The organism is Pantoea sp. SGAir0418, assembly GCF_043529865.1.
The window spans coordinates 3040535-3056089 of the sequence record NZ_CP027911.1 but is presented as its reverse complement, the minus strand read 5'-3'; the positions used below and the strand labels follow the sequence as shown (position 1 = coordinate 3056089).

At 57.9% G+C, this 15555-nt stretch carries 18 protein-coding genes; 13 read left to right on the top strand and 5 right to left on the bottom strand.

Translation table 11 applies throughout. The features are described 5' to 3' along the window. Positions 1–346: 346 nt before the first annotated feature. Positions 347–499, bottom strand: coding sequence for a hypothetical protein (locus C1N84_RS14375; RefSeq protein WP_155519908.1), 153 nt, complete (start codon positions 497–499; stop codon positions 347–349). An 18-nt stretch (positions 500–517) separates the two neighbouring features. Between C1N84_RS14375 and iraP the strand changes: the two genes are divergently transcribed. From iraP to C1N84_RS14355, 4 genes are all read left to right on the top strand, one after another. Next, complete coding sequence (gene iraP, locus C1N84_RS14370; RefSeq protein WP_021507236.1) at positions 518–772, top strand: anti-adapter protein IraP; 255 nt, start codon at positions 518–520, stop codon at positions 770–772. An 85-nt stretch (positions 773–857) separates the two neighbouring features. Beyond that, a complete protein-coding gene (locus tag C1N84_RS14365) occupies positions 858–1163 on the top strand; it encodes a PsiF family protein (RefSeq protein ID WP_264441590.1) in 306 nt (101 codons plus the stop codon). 199 nt (positions 1164–1362) lie between these two features. Further along, positions 1363–2274, top strand: a complete 912-nt coding sequence (gene lpxO, locus C1N84_RS14360; RefSeq protein ID WP_222951223.1) for a lipid A hydroxylase LpxO — start codon at positions 1363–1365, stop codon at positions 2272–2274. A 146-nt stretch (positions 2275–2420) separates the two neighbouring features. After that, complete coding sequence (locus C1N84_RS14355; RefSeq protein WP_264441589.1) at positions 2421–3947, top strand: FAD-dependent oxidoreductase; 1527 nt, start codon at positions 2421–2423, stop codon at positions 3945–3947. A 91-nt stretch (positions 3948–4038) separates the two neighbouring features. On the opposite strand, the gene C1N84_RS14350 is transcribed toward C1N84_RS14355, so the two are convergent. After that, complete coding sequence (locus tag C1N84_RS14350; RefSeq protein WP_394541649.1) at positions 4039–5193, bottom strand: IS481 family transposase; 1155 nt, start codon at positions 5191–5193, stop codon at positions 4039–4041. 116 nt (positions 5194–5309) lie between these two features. Further along, on the bottom strand, positions 5310–6122 hold the full coding sequence (gene proC, locus C1N84_RS14345) for a pyrroline-5-carboxylate reductase (RefSeq protein WP_021507232.1): 813 nt from the start codon (positions 6120–6122) through the stop codon (positions 5310–5312). A gap of 144 nt (positions 6123–6266) precedes the next feature. Between proC and C1N84_RS14340 the strand changes: the two genes are divergently transcribed. Next, entirely contained in the window at positions 6267–6710 is a 444-nt protein-coding gene (locus C1N84_RS14340) for a YaiI/YqxD family protein (RefSeq protein WP_010616571.1), read from the top strand. Here C1N84_RS14340 and C1N84_RS14335 read toward each other — a convergent pair whose 3' ends face one another. Continuing rightward, a complete protein-coding gene (locus tag C1N84_RS14335) occupies positions 6711–7397 on the bottom strand; it encodes a DUF2076 domain-containing protein (protein WP_058775202.1) in 687 nt (228 codons plus the stop codon). It abuts the gene before it with no gap. 332 nt (positions 7398–7729) lie between these two features. Between C1N84_RS14335 and aroL the strand changes: the two genes are divergently transcribed. From aroL to ppnP, 7 genes are all read left to right on the top strand, one after another. Beyond that, positions 7730–8254 (top strand): shikimate kinase AroL, encoded by a 525-nt coding sequence (gene aroL / locus C1N84_RS14330; RefSeq protein WP_021507230.1) that lies wholly within the window; start codon positions 7730–7732, stop codon positions 8252–8254. A 110-nt stretch (positions 8255–8364) separates the two neighbouring features. Further along, positions 8365–8556, top strand: a complete 192-nt coding sequence (locus C1N84_RS14325) for a YaiA family protein (RefSeq protein WP_021507229.1) — start codon at positions 8365–8367, stop codon at positions 8554–8556. Between the two features lie 288 nt (positions 8557–8844). Next, complete coding sequence (locus tag C1N84_RS14320) at positions 8845–9603, top strand: IclR family transcriptional regulator (RefSeq protein ID WP_394541648.1); 759 nt, start codon at positions 8845–8847, stop codon at positions 9601–9603. A 182-nt stretch (positions 9604–9785) separates the two neighbouring features. Further along, a complete protein-coding gene (locus C1N84_RS14315) occupies positions 9786–11345 on the top strand; it encodes an OPT/YSL family transporter (protein ID WP_058769365.1) in 1560 nt (519 codons plus the stop codon). Positions 11346–11360: 15 nt separating this feature from the next. After that, positions 11361–12293, top strand: a complete 933-nt coding sequence (locus C1N84_RS14310) for a DUF1177 domain-containing protein (protein ID WP_125309106.1) — start codon at positions 11361–11363, stop codon at positions 12291–12293. A 2-nt stretch (positions 12294–12295) separates the two neighbouring features. Further along, positions 12296–12973 (top strand): AroM family protein, encoded by a 678-nt coding sequence (locus tag C1N84_RS14305; protein WP_394541850.1) that lies wholly within the window; start codon positions 12296–12298, stop codon positions 12971–12973. A gap of 104 nt (positions 12974–13077) precedes the next feature. Further along, positions 13078–13362 (top strand): pyrimidine/purine nucleoside phosphorylase, encoded by a 285-nt coding sequence (gene ppnP / locus C1N84_RS14300; RefSeq protein WP_010616577.1) that lies wholly within the window; start codon positions 13078–13080, stop codon positions 13360–13362. A 198-nt stretch (positions 13363–13560) separates the two neighbouring features. On the opposite strand, the gene rdgC is transcribed toward ppnP, so the two are convergent. Next, the gene (gene rdgC / locus C1N84_RS14295; RefSeq protein ID WP_021507129.1) at positions 13561–14472 is read right to left on the bottom strand and encodes a recombination-associated protein RdgC; all 912 of its coding nucleotides are present in this window, start codon (positions 14470–14472) and stop codon (positions 13561–13563) included. 147 nt (positions 14473–14619) lie between these two features. Here rdgC and mak point away from each other — a divergent pair, with 147 nt between their 5' ends. Beyond that, positions 14620–15531 carry a fructokinase gene (gene mak / locus C1N84_RS14290; protein ID WP_021507130.1) on the top strand — a complete coding sequence of 304 codons (912 nt, stop codon included), beginning with the start codon at positions 14620–14622 and terminating at the stop codon, positions 15529–15531. Positions 15532–15555: the final 24 nt, after the last annotated feature.

Genomic DNA, 15555 nt, shown 5'->3' with positions numbered 1-15555 from the left:
GATTGATCGGTCTGTGAGGCTTTTTTAGCGGTTTCTTGCCACTAAAACGTTAAGCGTGGTGAGCAGGCATGAATAGCGCCGGGTTGCGGAGCATTCTGTATTGTCGTGTTAACCGCCGCTTCATACACTCAGCGCAATTTCAGCAACCTGAGGTCAATATGATCCGTATCGTTAAGCTCGCTGCCGTTGTGGCGCTGGTGTCCGCGTTAAGCGGTTGTCTTTTTCCGCCGCCGGGCGGCGGAGGAGGAGGTTGGGGTGGTCCTGGCGGTGGCGGTCCCGGCCATGGGTATCAGGGGCCGCGTTAATTTAGCGCCAGTGCATAATTAATGCAGCGATGCGAAACGTTTTATCTGCGGCGTATTTTGTCAGTGAAACGTTTCGCCGTTATATATTGAATTTCAGCCACTTTTTTTACGCTTCGGCTAACCATTATTTTTCCTCTGGCCGGCAAAAATTCTTGTTGTTTTAATCCTGCCAATGCTAATTTTTGTTTTCCCATTCTGACTGAGTCCATCGCATGAAAAACCTGATTGCGGAACTCCTGCTTAAGCTGGCAGAAAAAGAAGAAGAGTCTAAAGAATTAGTGGTCCAGGTTGAGGCGCTGGAAATCGTGCTCACCGCCATGCTGCGCAGACTGGATGCCGCCCAGGTTAGCGACATCGCGGCGGGTATTGATCGCGCGATGCCGCCCGCCGCTTCCGTGCAGGAAAATCCGGACGCGCTGATGCTGCGCAATTACGTCGAAAAGTTACTCAACCACCCGCGCGAATAATCCCGCCGTACGCGCATAGATTTTTTTCCGCTTTGCTTATTCCGTGCCATGCTTAACAGGCAATAATCACACGGAGAAACCGGCAATGAAATCGTGTCTTGTGGCAATAATGGCAGCAGGCCTGCTGCTGGCTGGCGGTGCGGGCGCGGCGGATAAAACCGCGCAGCAGGAAAAAATGACGCTGTGTAATCAGCATGCAGGCGCGCAAAATCTGAAAGGCGATGCGCGTAAAAGCTTTATGAGCGAATGCCTGAAGAAAGACAGCAAAATGGGCAATATGACGCCGCAGCAGATGAAAATGAAAAGCTGTAATAGCGAAGCAGGAGAGAAAAAACTCAGCGGCGATGCGCGTAAAACCTTTATGAGCAGCTGTCTGAAGAAGAGTGCTTAAACCTCTGGCGGCCTGCGGGCCGCTTTTTTGTGTCCGCACTCGCAGGGTTAACGCGCGAGGTATTTTTTCTGTCATAAACGGCACGCGTTGCCAAAACTTTACAAAATCCTTACATAAAATTCCATTTCTCCCCATCCAGTCTCTCTGACGCTTAACCGTGGCCAGAGCGGCTTTACGTGCAACATAAGGAACCTGTTGTATGGTCGCTGCGATCATTATTGGTGTATTTATTATTAGTGTGCTTTACGCCCACTCACGCGGCGTGGAAAAGCAAAAGTTTTCCCGTCAGTTATTTGATCACTCCACTTTTATGGCGCCGATCAATATGTTTATGACCGGGCTGTCGCGACTGCCGGCTAAACAGCCCTATTTTCCGGTTGAGGATTTTCCTGAACTGCGTCAGCTGACCGATAACTGGCAGGTGATTCGCGATGAAGCCATTCGCCTGCAGGATCACATTAAAGCGGCGCAGACGCATAACGATGCCGGATTTAATACCTTCTTCAGGCGTGGCTGGAAGCGTTTCTATTTAAAATGGTATAGCGATGCACATCCGTCAGCGCGCGAACTCTGTCCGGTAACCACCGAACTGGTGAGCAACATTCCCGGCGTTAAAGCGGCCATGTTTGCTGAACTGCCGCCGGGCAGCCATCTGGGCAAACACCGCGATCCTTATGCCGGTTCGGTGCGCTATCACCTCGGCCTGCAAACGCCGAACGACGATCGCTGCTTTATTGAAGTGGATCGTCAGCGCCACAGCTGGCGCGACGGTCAGGCGGTGATCTTCGACGAAACTTACGTGCACTGGGCGCAGAATGAAAGCGAGCAGACGCGTATCATCCTGTTTTGCGATATCGAGCGGCCAATGAAATGGCGCTGGGCGCAGGCGGTCAATCACTGGGTGGGCTCGACGTTAATGTCAGCAGCGGCGTCGCCCAACGACGAAAACGATCGTACCGGCTTCCTCAACCGCATCTTCAAATACGTTTATGCGCTGCGCGATGCCGGTCAGAACCTGAAGAAACGTAATCGCCGGTTGTATTACTGGGTCAAACATGGACTGATTGTGGCGATTTTCGCGCTGATCATCGTGCCCAGCGTGTTCTTCTGATCCTTTCGTGTCGCTTAAAACGGCGGTTTAACAGTCAGTTAACCGCCGTTTCGCTTTGTTTCTCCTGCTAAATCCTCACGCTTTGCCACACTTACTCTTTGTAAGGAATTGTTGTATCAGACGAATAACCCCGAAGGAGGCGAACCGTGAGCTATCAATCTGTCGTGGAACTCAAGGCGCTGGCGCAGCGTAAACCCACTAAAGTGACCGTCGGTGAAACGGATATGGTGCTGATTCGCGACGGCGACCGCGTGCAGGCGCTGCAGGCAAAATGTCCGCACGCGGGCGCCCCGCTGGAGCAGGGCGCAGTGTGCGGCGACAAACTGGTGTGTCCGTGGCATAAGGCGGTGTTTGAGCTGCGCGATGGCAAAATGTGCGAGCCGCTGGCGCTGGCCAATCTCAAACGTTATCCGGTGCGCATTGAACAGGGGCAGGTGCTGATAAATCCGCAGGCGATGTCGCCGGCCAGTGCGCCGGTAGCCCAGGGTGAAGCGCCGGTATGCGTGATTCTCGGCTCTGGCGCGGCGGGCAGTGCCGCGATCTGGACGCTGCGCGATGAAGGCTTTAGCGGCCGGATTGTGCGTATTGAGCGTGAAAGCGACGCCCCTTACGATCGCACCACGCTGAGTAAATTTGTCCCCTCCGGCAAGATGGCCATCGACGAGGTACCAAAGCTGCTGAAACAGGATGTGCTGGGCCCGGTGGTGTGGCTGCAGGGGGAGGTGGTGCAGCTGAAGGCGCAGGAGCAGACGCTGGTGCTGAAAGACGGGCAGCAGGTGAAGTTTGACCAGTTGCTGATCGCGACCGGCGGCGTGCCGCAGCCGCTTGATATCCCGGGCAAGGATCTGGATGGCGTGCACCTGCTGCGTTCACTGCGCCAGGCCGACGCGCTGATTTCTCAGGTGGATGAGGCGCAGCAGCTGGTGATTATCGGCAACAGTTTTATCGGTATGGAAGTGGCCGGTGCGCTGCGAAACCGCGACATTGATGTCACGGTGGTGGCGCGTCATCCGCTGCCGTTTGCCAGCCAGTTCGGCGAAGAGATTGGCCGTCATTTTTATGAGCTGCACCGCAGCAACGGCGTGAAATTTGTCGAGGGTGAACCGGAAGCGCTGACCGGCGAAGGCGCAGTGAGTGGCGTGCGGCTCAAAGGTGGCAAAACCGTGCCAGCCAGCCAGGTGCTGTTTGCCACCGGCATTGTGCCGGCCACCCATTTTATTCACGACCTGCCTTTACAGAAGGATGGCAGCCTGCTGGCCGACAGTCAGCTGCGGGTCAGTGAAAACATCTGGGTCGCGGGGGATATTGCCAGCTATCTCACGCCGCGTGGCGTGCAGCGCATTGAGCACTATCGCGTGGCGCATCAGCAGGGGCGCATTGCCGCGCTGAATATGCTGGGCAAACGCATCATGTACGATCGCGTGCCGTTCTTCTGGACTGCGCATTACGGCACCCGCTATGAGTATCTGGGGCATGCAGAGGAGTGGGATGATTATCGCCTGCTGGGATCGCTGCAGGACAAACGCTTTATCGCTTTTTACTGCCAGCAGGGCATGATTGCGGCAGTGTGTTCAGCCGGCATGTATACGCTCACCGCCGCGCTGGTGCACGAGATGCAGCAGCCAATGACGCTGGAACAAGGCCTGGCGCTGTTTGAAGCTTATCAGGGTTAAGGTTCAATTCCGCACCCAACAGTCCCCTCTCCCGCCTGTGTACAGTCCGGGGACATGGCAGACAGGTGTTCGGGGACATAGTGAACACTTTTTAACATCCTTTACCCATGGTGATCGACTTTTTCTTCAGGTCGATCACCCCCACTTTTGTGCTGTACCACCACACCTCGTAATAACCGTCTTCCCCCGTCTCCTTCAGCCCGACACGCTCTCCCCTGAACGCCTTGCCCGCCTTCAGGCTGAGTCCTTTTACGCTCAGCTTCCCGCTGATATCCACCTTCCTGACCATCACGCCCTCGTCGTATTCCGGTGGCGCTACGCGCCCGCTGTACTGCCGCGATGAGGGCTGATAGCGCGACGCCGGCACCGCCATCTCCAGCGCCTCATGCGGGCGCTCGAGGTTGTAGACCGTCCGCCAGTGGTCGAAGGCGCGCTGCAGCTCACCGCTGTCCGCGAACCACTTCCCCTGCAGCACTTCCGCCTTCAGGCTGCGGTGAAAGCGCTCCAGCTTGCCCTGCGTCTGCGGATGATACGGCCGCGAGTGCCCCACCCGGATGCCGTGGCGCATCAGCCACAGCTCCACTGCCGTCCAGGTGCCGGTGGTGTCGCCCCACGGCGAGCCGTTGTCCATCGTCATCCGGTCCGGCAGGCCGTAGCGCTCAAAGACGCTGACCAGCTGCTCCTGTACAGTCTCACGCCGTTCGTCGGCGCAGTGCACCAGGCACAGCGAGAACCGGGAGTGGTCGTCCAGCAGGGTAAGCGGGTGGCAGCGGCCGCCGCCAAAGGGAAAGTGGCCCTTAAAATCCATCTGCCAGAGCCGGTTCGGGGCCGTATGCTCAAACCGGCCGGTGGCCGGGACGCCCGGCGCTGCGCCCGGCAGCAGGCCGTGGCGGGCCATCAGGTTGTGGACGGTGCTGAAGGCCGGCATGCGGTGCCCGCGGTCTTCGAGCCAGCGCTTAATCTTGCGGGCCCCCCAGTGCTGATGAAGTTCATGCGCCATACGCAGCAGCTCAGTGATATCGTCAGATGAGCGGCTGGGTGAGTGACGGGGCGCGCGGGAGCGGTCCTGAAGGCCGGACGGTCCTTCCTCATCCCAGCGGCGAAGCCACTTGTAGCCGGTGGCGGGAGATATGCCGTAGCGGCGGCACAGCTCGCGGATGTTCGCCCCGTCTTGCGAGGCGAACAGAACAAACTCAGTACGTAATGACATGGTATCTCTCGCATCCCAGGGCATAAGCGACTCCATAAACGGGTTCTTATGCCTTAGTTGTAAGTGTCTACCATGTCCCCGAACAAGTGTTCACGATGTCCCCGGACTGTACACCTGCGGGAGAGGGTTAGGGTGAGGGAAAACCCGCACCATCACTGCTTACTCAGCGCCTCGGACTTCGCCATGCACTGTTGCATCGCGCCCATCACCGCAGCGCGGAAGCCTTTCTCTTCCAGCACCTTCACCGCTTCAATGGTGGTGCCGCCCGGTGAGCACACCATATCTTTCAGTTCGCCAGGATGTTTGCCGGTCTCCAGCACCATCTGGGCAGAACCTTTTACCGCCTGCGCCGCAAACTGATAAGCCTGCGCCCGCGGCATACCGCCCAGCACGGCGGCATCAGCCATCGCTTCGATAAACATAAACACGTAAGCCGGTGCCGAGCCGCTGACACCCACCACGGCATGAATCAGATACTCGTTTACCACCGCCGCTTTGCCGAAGCTCTCAAAAATGGTCACCACCTCGTCCACTTCCTGCGGTTCCACCAGTACGTTCGGCGTAATAGAGGTCATGCCTTCGTTAACCAGCGACGGCGTATTCGGCATCACGCGGATGATTTTACGATCGTGACCGAGTACCGCCGCCAGCGAATCCAGCGTCACACCTGCGGCAATCGACACCACCAGCGCATCTTTCTTCAGCTGGCCGGCCAGATCCTTGAGCACTTTGAGAATCACGTTGGGTTTCACCGCGCCAAACAGAATGTCCACTTCACGTGCCAGACTCTCGACGCTTTCTGCCGCCGTCACGCCATACTGCTGCGCCATCGCCTGGTTGGTGTCGGGTTTTCGATCGTGCACCCAGATATTGGCCGGGGCGATCTGCCCGCTGTTTACCAGGCCGCTGATGATGGCTTTCGCCATATTGCCGCAGCCGACAAACCCGATTTTCTTCTCCAGCATCGCTTTATCCTTTACGTGGTTCGGTTTTCTCAGTGGGTTAGCTTACGTCAGCGGCGGTGAATAACAAGTCGCGCACAAATAACATTTGCCATTCGCGGCCAGCGCGGCAAGATCGCAGGCATTGCCCGTTAATAAGGATTAAACATGTCGATTTGGGTGGATGCCGATGCGTGTCCCAATGTCATCAAAGAGGTGCTGTATCGCGCCGCTGAGCGCACCAAAGTCACCGTGACCTTCGTTGCTAACCAGCCGCTGCGCGTACCGCCGTCGCCGTTTCTGAAAACGCTGCAGGTAGCGGCCGGCTTTGATGTGGCCGATAACGAGATTGTGAAACGCGTGCAGCCGGGCGAGCTGGTGATTACCGGCGATATTCCGCTGGCAGCAGAAGTGCTGGAGAAAGGGGCGGCAGCGCTGAATCCGCGCGGGGAGCGTTACAGCAGCGATACCATTCGCCAGCGTCTGACCATGCGCGATTTTATGGAAACGATGCGCGCCAGCGGCATTCAGAGCGGCGGCCCGTCGGCATTAAGCCCACGTGACCGCCAGCAGTTTGCTAACGAACTGGATAAATGGTTACGTCAGCGTTAATCAGACGAAGCTGTCGTCGTCGTCAAAATCACCGCCGCTGCCGAAATCGTTGAAATCATTGTTATCGGCAAAGCTGTTGTTGTCCCAGCCTGAATTGTCATTCAGGAAGGCATTGTTGCTGTCATTGCCGTTGAAGGTGTCCAGATTATCATCCACCTGCGGCAGCGCCGGTTCGTTGATGATATTGACGATCTCTTCCGGCTGCGAATGGTGGAACAGGCTGGTGAGCATGTCCGCCATCACCACACCGCCGGCCACGCCGACAGCCGTTTGCAGTGCGCCACCCAGGAAGCCGGTACCGCGCGCCGGTGCAGCATACTGCTGCTGAGGCGGTGCGGCATATTGTGGCTGTTGCGGTGCGCTGTTCCATGCCGGCTGTTGCGGCTGCGCCGGGCGTGAACCGCCGCCAAACAGGCTCGACAGGAAACCGCCGCTGCTTTGCTGCGGGGCCTGCTGCTGCGCCTGCGCCAGACGGCTCTCCAGCTCCGATACCTGCGCGTTGAGCTTTTTCATCGCCGCTTCCTGAATCAGGATCGCCTGCGCCATGTAGTAGGGCGCACCGGGCTGGCTCTGTAAATGCTGATTGATTAACTGTTCGGCACCGGCATCACGCGGGCCGCTCTGGCTTTCTGCCTGTTTCAGACGGCTGAACAGGCTTTCAATAAGTTGTTGTTCCTGGCTCTGCATGGTGAACCTCCGGTTAGGCATAGCGTGTTGTTCTTCAGGCGACCAACAGGACGTCCGTTGCCTGAACTATAAAGCGTATATGCGGGCTGCGTGACAGAAAGTAAATCAGCGGCCTGGTAAGCAAATGTTGCCCCGCGCTTACAAATCGCCTGATGCACGAAATGCGCATCGTTTTCCCGTTAAAAATCAAAATATTGTCGCTGGCTATCGCTGAAATACGCGTAATTCGTGCTTCGCGGCTGGCTGATAAAATAAAATCCAGGTATCATGCGACGCATTATTGACCTGATGACGTTGCCCGCGCGGCAGACTACGGCGGAGGATGAGCCCGGATGTCATTACCCATCTATCTGATCGGCGCACGCGGTTGCGGTAAAACCACCATTGGCCAGGCGCTGTCGCAAGCGCTGGGCTATGCCTTTCGTGACACCGACCACCACCTGCAGCTCACCACACAGCGCAGCGTGGCAGAGATTGTGGCGACGGAAGGCTGGGACAGCTTTCGCGCGCGTGAAAGTGAATCGCTGCGGGCGGTTACCGCACCTGCCAGCGTAATCGCCACCGGCGGCGGCATGGTGCTGGCTGATGTCAATCGCCACTTCATGCGTGAGCACGGCCAGGTCATCTGGCTCAACGCGCCCTCGGGCGTGCTGGCCGATCGGCTGGAGCGCCAGCCAGAAGCGGCACAGCGTCCGACCCTGACCGGCCGGCCTATCGCGGAAGAGATGGAAGATATCCTGCGTGAACGCGCGCAGCTCTATCGTCAGGCCGCGCACCATGAAGTCAACGCGATGCAGGCACCGGAGCAGGTGGTGGAACATATTCTGCAATCGCTGTCTCTCGCCCGCGCCAGCTAACTGCCTAAGAATTCTCCCTCTTTTTTACAGCGATCCTCGATTGTCTATACTGAATAGCAGGCAGAGGATCACCGCTGTCTGTGTGGAAACCTGACATAAGAGGGAAAACGATGCCAACCAGACCACCCTATCCGCGAGAAGCGCGCATTGTTGCCGTTGAAAAAGGGCAGGCGGGCAATACCGTCACCTGGTATGAATTACGGGCCGACCATCCACGTCCGGATACCTTAATTAGCGAACATAAATCGGAAGCGGAAGCGCAGGATGCCAAAGACCGCTATGAAGATGTGGAAAAAGAATAATCCCGGCGGGCAGGGATGCCCGCTTTAGCTTAATTACGTCCGGTCGCTAAATAGATTTTTTATTTTCCCTGATGCGCTAATTACGGCGATAAAAGCTGCCGTCTTTTCTGTTTAATCGCTATCCTGCCTGATAACGTCTTTTTATTTTGCCTTTAGCCCTTATTTTCTGCTGCCTTAAATAGACTGCGTTTTGTCCGGTGCAAAATTTGCGCTTGACCGATAAACCGTCGCGTTTTAATTTCGGGTTATCGATACAGGAACTCAGTTCCATATAGTGAAACCAGCGCCATGACCACACTCGAAAATGCCGCCGCCGTGCTTAAGCTGTTTCAGCGCTTTGGCGTGGCGCAGGGCCATCCCGGCCTGACCTTTACCGAGGTGGTGGAGGCGCTGGGGCTGCCGAAAAGTACCATGTCGCGCCTGCTGGCGACCATGGAAAGCGAAGGTTTACTGGAGCGCGATCCCGACAGCCGCTGTTTTCAGATTGGCCGCGTGCTGTTGTCCGTTGCCGGGCACTATCTTTCGACACCGCTGATTGACAGCGCATCGGCGCCGATGGCGCGCCTGGCGGCCAGCAGCGGCTGCATGGGCTATATCTCGGTGCTGGACGGTGACGATGTGCTGGTGATGCGCATGTACCACGGTCGCTTCTTTACCCAGCTGGTGACGCCGCCTGGTACACGGGTGTCGGTTACCGGCACGTCGACCGGCCGCGTGCTGTTAGCGCAGCTGAGTGATGACGAGGTGCGCGCGCGCTTCAGCGATAACTGGCAAACCGCGTCGATCAATTCACCGCTGAATATCGATGCGCTGTGCAAAGAGCTGGCGCTGATTCGTCAGCAGGGCTGGGCACTGGCACGCAATGAAACGCTGCCTGGCATTAGCTCGCTTGCCGTAGCGGTAACCAATAAACACCGCGGTGAAAGTGCCGCACTGTGTCTCTCATTTCTTTCGCAGGAAGCGGCCCCGGGTTATCCGGAAGCGCTGCTCAGCGAATTGCGCGCAACGGCTGCACTGATGGCCGAAAAATACGGCGCAGCGTCCTGAATAAAACAGGACAACCCTAATTTGATTTCAAGGCGTAATACTTCGCGCCACACCGGGGAAATAGCAGGTCTTCGGACCTGCTTATTTCAATAATCAGGGAACGATGAATAAAACGTTGAGGTTCCGCGTGTCGGGCACAATGTCATTGCGCGTTTTCTACAGGGTGAAAATACGGGGATAATATGCGTCTGGATAATCCAATAAAAAATATTGGCGTGGGCCTGATGCTGGTTCTGCTGTCAGTTGCAGGGGCCATCATTGGGGTACAGCTGATCACAACTATTGGGGTAACACCCAATACTTCTATTATCGGCGCGCTATTTGCCATGCTGCTGGCGCGCATTCCACTGCAGTGGTTTCGCCGCTACCGTTCGGTTGAAGTGCAAAACCTTGCACAGACCGCTATCTCTTCCGCCACCTTCGGCGCTGCCAATAGCCTGCTGATGCCGATTGCCGTGCCGTGGGCGCTGGGTGAGCCGCAGCTGGTGCTGCCGCTGTTTGTCGGCGTCAGCGCGGCAATGCTGCTGGATGCGTGGCTGCTGTATCGTCTGTTTGATACGCGCGTGTTTCCGGCCAGCAATGCATGGCCACCGGGCGTGGCAGCGGCAGAAGCGATTAAAGCCGGTGATAAAGGCGGTCGGCAGGCGTGGCTGCTGGTGGCCGGAATCGTGGGCGGCGTCGCGGGCTCGATGCTGAAAATCCCGATGTCCGCCTTTGGTACGGCATTCATTGGCAATATCTGGGCGCTGACCATGCTCGGCATCGGCTTCCTGCTGCGTGCCTATGCGCAACCGGTTGCTGGTATCGATATTAACGCGCTGTACATTCCGCACGGCGTAATGGTCGGAGCCGGTCTGGTGGCGCTGATTCAGGTGGTGCAGGTGATTCGCAGTCGCCGTCACGACAACCTCAACGTCAGCCGCAGCGACAACGAAGTCAAACGCGCGCTCGGCCTGGGGACTGTCGGCTATATCGTGATCTCGGCACTGCTGGCGCTGGGCGGCGGGCTGTGGAGCGAAATGGGCCTGCCGATGCTGCTGCTGTTTATTATCTATGCGGCCTTTGCCGCCTTCGTGCATGAGCTGATTGTCGGCATCGCCGCCATGCACTCGGGCTGGTTCCCGGCCTTCGCGGTGGCGTTGATCACCCTGATCCTCGGCATCCTGCTCGGCTTCCCGCCGCTGGCGCTGTGCCTGCTGTGCGGCTTCACCGCGGCCACCGGTCCGGCCTTCGCTGATATGGGCTATGACCTGAAGGCCGGCTTTATTCTGCGCGGCAACGGGGCCGATGTGCAGCAGGAGCTGTGGGGCCGCCGCATCCAGCTGATCGCCGCGATGATCGCTTTCGTCATCGCAATTCCGGTGGTGTGGTATGCGCATAACCTGTTCTTTGTCGACAACCTGCTGCCGCCGGTGGCGCGCGTTTACGCCAAAACCATTCAGGCCGGCGCGGAGCCGGGCATTGCCGGCAGCCTGCTGATGTGGGCGATTCCGGGAGCGATTATTCAGCTGATCGGCGGGCCTAAACGCCAGCTCGGCGTGCTGTTAGCCACCGGTCTGTTAATCAACAATGCCGCCGCAGGCTGGGCGGTGCTGGTCGGGATTGCGTTACGTGTCCTGATCCTGCGCGTGTGGGGCGAGCGTGGACGTTCACCGATGGAGGTGATGGCCGCTGGATTCATTGCGGGCGACGCGCTGTACAGCTTCTTCCACTCACTTTTTGCCAGTAGCAGTAAGAAATAATCCAGGGATTTAGCGATGAGTTTACAGCAGACACTACAGGTTTTTGAGTTACTCGACAGCGCCTACGTGGATGGCCAGCAGGTGGTCGATCTGTTCGCCGCCTATCCTGGCGTGCAAGCCAGCTTTAAGCGCGTCAGCGGGCCTAAAGGGCGCACCGATTTTGTGCGCATCGACATTCCGGGCGCCCAGGGCAAAAGCCGGGGCGGCAGCGCGCCGACGCTGGGGATCATTGGCCGTCTCGGCGGCATCGGTGCGCGCCCGACGCGCATCGGCATGGTGTCCGACGCCGACGGTGCGGTCGCTGCGGTGAGCAGCGCGCTGAAGCTGGCACAGATGCAGACCAAAGGCGACGTGCTGGCCGGCGACGTGATCGTGACCACCCATATTTGTCCGGATGCGCCGACCCGGCCGCACGAGCCGGTGGACTTCATGGATTCGCCGTGCGACGACATCACCATGAATGACAACGAAGTGGTTGAAGGCGTCGACGCGATTCTCTCTATCGATACCACTAAAGGAAACCGCATCCTCAACCATAAGGGCTATGCGCTGTCTCCCACGGTGAAAGAGGGCTACATCCTGCGCGTGTCGGAAGATTTGCTGCGCATCATGGAGATGACCAGCGGTCAGCCTGCGGTGACGTTCCCGATCACTACACAGGACATCACCCCTTACGGCAACGGCGTGTATCACCTCAACAGCATCCTGCAACCGTCCACCGCCACCGATGTGCCAGTGGTGGGCGTCGCGATTTGTGCGCAATCCGTGGTGCCTGGCTGCGGCACCGGCGCCAGCCATGAAGTGGACATCGCGGCGACCGTGCGCTTTGCGGTGGAAGTGGCCAAAGAGTTTGGCCGTGAGACCTGCCAGTTTTATGACCCGCAGGAGTACGCGCTGCTGCTATCTTTGTATGGTAGCCTCAGCCACCTGCGCAGCCGGAAAGCCTGATGATGAAACCGTCGCTTGTAACCTTAACCATTGGCCAGTCACCGCGTAGCGATATTTTGCCGCTGCTGCAGGAGCATTTGCCCGCCGACGCCGTCGCGCATGCCGGTCTGCTGGATGGCCTGACGCTGGCCGAAGTGGAGCAGTTATACGCTCCCGCGCCGGGCGATAAAGTGCTGGTTTCGCGCATGAGCAGCGGCGAACAGGTACGGCTGGCGGCGGCCACTGTCGAACAGGGACTGCAGCGTAAAATTACCGCGCTGGAGCAGCAGGGTTACGACACCATTCTGCTGCTGTGTACCGGTGAGTTCGGCGCGCTAAAAACCACGTCGGCGCTGCTGCTGGAGCCGGATCGCATCATTCCGCCGCTGGTCAGCGCCATCGTACAGACGCACAAAATCGGCATCGTGGTGCCGGTTGAGGAGCAGATCGCTGAGCAGGCCAGCAAATGGCGTAACCTGCAAAGCTCGCCCTGTTTTGCCGTCGCCAGCCCATACCTGGCGCAGCAGAGCGAACTGATGGAAGCCGGACTGACTCTGCAGGAGCAGGGCGCTGATGTGGTGGTGCTCGACTGTATCGGTTATCACCAGAAACACCGCGATTTCCTGCAGAACATGCTGGGCATTCCGGTGCTGCTGTCGAATGTGCTGGTGGCGAAACTGGCGGCTGAACTGATCGTCTGATCGAGGCCGATCACAACTTGCGACGGGCGGCGCTAATTCGCGTGACAGATCAGCGAGTTCCCTTGTAATCTGCCGGTAACCCTAATGTGCTGTGAGGAAGTAACATGCTCAACGTAAGTGAGTATTTCGACGGAAAAGTGAAATCCATTGGTTTCGACAGCGTGACCATTGGCCGGGCCAGCGTTGGCGTGATGGCGGAAGGCGAATACACCTTTGGTACCGGCCAGCCGGAAGAGATGACGGTAGTGAGCGGCGCGCTGAAAGTGCTGCTGCCGGGCGAAGCCGAGTGGAAATGGTACGAAGCCGGATCGGTATTTAACGTGCCGGGCCACAGCGAATTCCACCTGCAGGTGGCGGAGCCAACGTCTTACCTGTGCCGCTATCTTTAAGCGTTAAAGCAGCATCCATGATCAACCGGTAAAGCCTGTGCGGCGTTACCGGTTTTTTTTATGCGCCAGCATGAGGTGCGTGGGCTGCGGTCAGCATAAATGCTGACCCTACAGGTATGAATCAGCATATTTGCAGGGGCGCCATTCATGGCGACCGTTAAACACACCCGTACTATCCTTTAAGCCGGCGATGTCCGCTTAACGCTGCGCTTCGCCGCCTAACGCTTCCACCAGATTGCTGATCAATGCCGCCAGCTCACTGGTCATCAGAATGAAATCGGCATCAAAACGCTGGGCGAAATCATCGCGATCGATATCGTCATTCTGCTCGCGCAGCGTGTCGCTGAACTTCAGACGCTTCACCGAGGCATCATCGGCGATCACCAGCTGAATACGCTCCTGCCAGTCGAGCGCCAGTTTGGTGACCACTTTACCGGCTTCGATGTGGGTGGCGATCTCGTCCGAAACCAGATCCTGCTTTTTACAGCGGATCACGCCGCCATCTTCCAGTATCGCCTTCAGCTCAGCCTCGTCCATCAGGGTGAAACCCGCCGGCAATTCACCGGAGCGCACCCATTCGGTCAGCGTCAGCTCGATCGGATTTTCCAGCGTCAGTGGCACCACCGGTAGCGAGCCGAGGCTCTTACGCAGTAACGCCAGCGTATCTTCCGCTTTCTTCGCGCTGGCGCAGTCGACGATGATCAAATTATTGACCGTGTCGATCCACATAAAGGTCTGACTGAAACGGCTGAAGGCGCGCGGCAGCAGGCTATGCAGCACTTCATCTTTCAGCGAATCCTTTTCGGTCTTTTTCAGCTTGCGGCTCTGTTCCGCTTCCAGCTTCTCAATTTTGGCTTCCAGCGCCTGCTTCACCACCGGCGACGGCAGAATTTTCTGCTCGGTGCGGGCGCAGATCACTATCTGACCGTTAATCACATGCGTCAGCGCTTCGCTGCGGTTGCCCATCGGCGAGACCCAGCCGGTTTTGGCCATGTCCTGGCTGCCGCACGGCGTGAAGGTGAAGGCGTCGAGCTGTTTTTCCAGATCGTCTGCGGACAGCGGGATGTCCCGATTCAGACGATAAACCATCATATTTTTAAACCACAACATCAGGATTCCTTACCGTGGGTGCGATCGGGCGCACAAGTCTAAAACAGTCAGCGCGCATGATAGCGAAACATCGGAGTGGTTTCATTGCCTTTCCCGATTCAGCCTTCTACTGTATCTGTCACCTGAACGAATAATGAGGAATAAATCGTGCGTATCGGTATTGATTTAGGCGGCACCAAAATAGAAGTGATTGCGCTGTCTGACCAGGGCGAGGAGCTGTTTCGCCACCGCGTGAATACCCCGCGTGACGACTACGCCGCCACGGTGCAGGCGATTGTCGATTTAGTCCTGCTGGCGGAAGCGCAGACCGGGCAGCAGGGAACGGTCGGCATCGGCATTCCCGGCACGATTTCTCCTTATACCCAGCGGGTAAAAAATGCTAACTCGACGTGGCTCAACGGCCAGCCGCTGGACAAAGATTTGGCGCGTGCGCTGAATCGTGACGTGCGCATCGCCAACGACGCGAATTGCCTGGCGGTTTCCGAAGCGGTCGATGGCGCAGGCGCAGGCCAGCCGCTGGTGTTTGCGGTGATCATTGGCACCGGTTCCGGCGCAGGCGTGGCCATCAACGGAGAATCACGCATTGGCGGTAACGGTAACGCAGGCGAGTGGGGGCACAATCCGCTGCCGTGGATGGATGAAGACGAACTGCGCTACCGCGCGGAAGTTCCGTGCTACTGCGGGCTGCAGGGCTGTATTGAGACGTTTGTCTCCGGCACCGGCTTCGCCATTGATTATCAGCGTCTCAGCGGACAGGCGCTGAAGGGCGCGGAGATCATCCGGCTGATCGAGCAGCAGGATCCGGTGGCCGAGCTGGCGATGAGCCGTTATGAAACGCGGCTGGCCAAATCGCTGGCGCAGGTGGTTAACCTGCTCGATCCGGATGTGATCGTGCTCGGCGGCGGCATGAGCAACAACGATCGGCTGTACCAGACGGTGCCGACGCTGATGAAGCAGTGGGTGTTCGGCCGCGAGTGCGAAACGCCGGTGCTGAAAGCGGTGCACGGTGACTCCAGCGGCGTGCGCGGTGCCGCCTGGCTGTGGCCGGTGAAAGGGTAGCATCACGGCGCTTTATGCGTGCTT

Excerpts from the sequence above, each read along its gene's own strand:
- C1N84_RS14375 (WP_155519908.1), bottom strand. The coding sequence starts at position 499 with ATGGGAAAACAAAAATTAGCATTGGCAGGATTAAAACAACAAGAATTT.
- iraP (WP_021507236.1), top strand. The coding sequence starts at position 518 with ATGAAAAACCTGATTGCGGAACTCCTGCTTAAGCTGGCAGAAAAAGAA.
- C1N84_RS14365 (WP_264441590.1), top strand. The coding sequence starts at position 858 with ATGAAATCGTGTCTTGTGGCAATAATGGCAGCAGGCCTGCTGCTGGCT.
- lpxO (WP_222951223.1), top strand. The coding sequence starts at position 1,363 with ATGGTCGCTGCGATCATTATTGGTGTATTTATTATTAGTGTGCTTTAC.
- C1N84_RS14350 (WP_394541649.1), bottom strand. The coding sequence starts at position 5,193 with ATGGAGTCGCTTATGCCCTGGGATGCGAGAGATACCATGTCATTACGT.
- proC (WP_021507232.1), bottom strand. The coding sequence starts at position 6,122 with ATGCTGGAGAAGAAAATCGGGTTTGTCGGCTGCGGCAATATGGCGAAA.
- C1N84_RS14340 (WP_010616571.1), top strand. The coding sequence starts at position 6,267 with ATGTCGATTTGGGTGGATGCCGATGCGTGTCCCAATGTCATCAAAGAG.
- C1N84_RS14335 (WP_058775202.1), bottom strand. The coding sequence starts at position 7,397 with ATGCAGAGCCAGGAACAACAACTTATTGAAAGCCTGTTCAGCCGTCTG.
- aroL (WP_021507230.1), top strand. The coding sequence starts at position 7,730 with ATGTCATTACCCATCTATCTGATCGGCGCACGCGGTTGCGGTAAAACC.
- C1N84_RS14325 (WP_021507229.1), top strand. The coding sequence starts at position 8,365 with ATGCCAACCAGACCACCCTATCCGCGAGAAGCGCGCATTGTTGCCGTT.
- C1N84_RS14320 (WP_394541648.1), top strand. The coding sequence starts at position 8,845 with ATGACCACACTCGAAAATGCCGCCGCCGTGCTTAAGCTGTTTCAGCGC.
- C1N84_RS14315 (WP_058769365.1), top strand. The coding sequence starts at position 9,786 with ATGCGTCTGGATAATCCAATAAAAAATATTGGCGTGGGCCTGATGCTG.
- C1N84_RS14310 (WP_125309106.1), top strand. The coding sequence starts at position 11,361 with ATGAGTTTACAGCAGACACTACAGGTTTTTGAGTTACTCGACAGCGCC.
- C1N84_RS14305 (WP_394541850.1), top strand. The coding sequence starts at position 12,296 with ATGAAACCGTCGCTTGTAACCTTAACCATTGGCCAGTCACCGCGTAGC.
- ppnP (WP_010616577.1), top strand. The coding sequence starts at position 13,078 with ATGCTCAACGTAAGTGAGTATTTCGACGGAAAAGTGAAATCCATTGGT.
- rdgC (WP_021507129.1), bottom strand. The coding sequence starts at position 14,472 with ATGTTGTGGTTTAAAAATATGATGGTTTATCGTCTGAATCGGGACATC.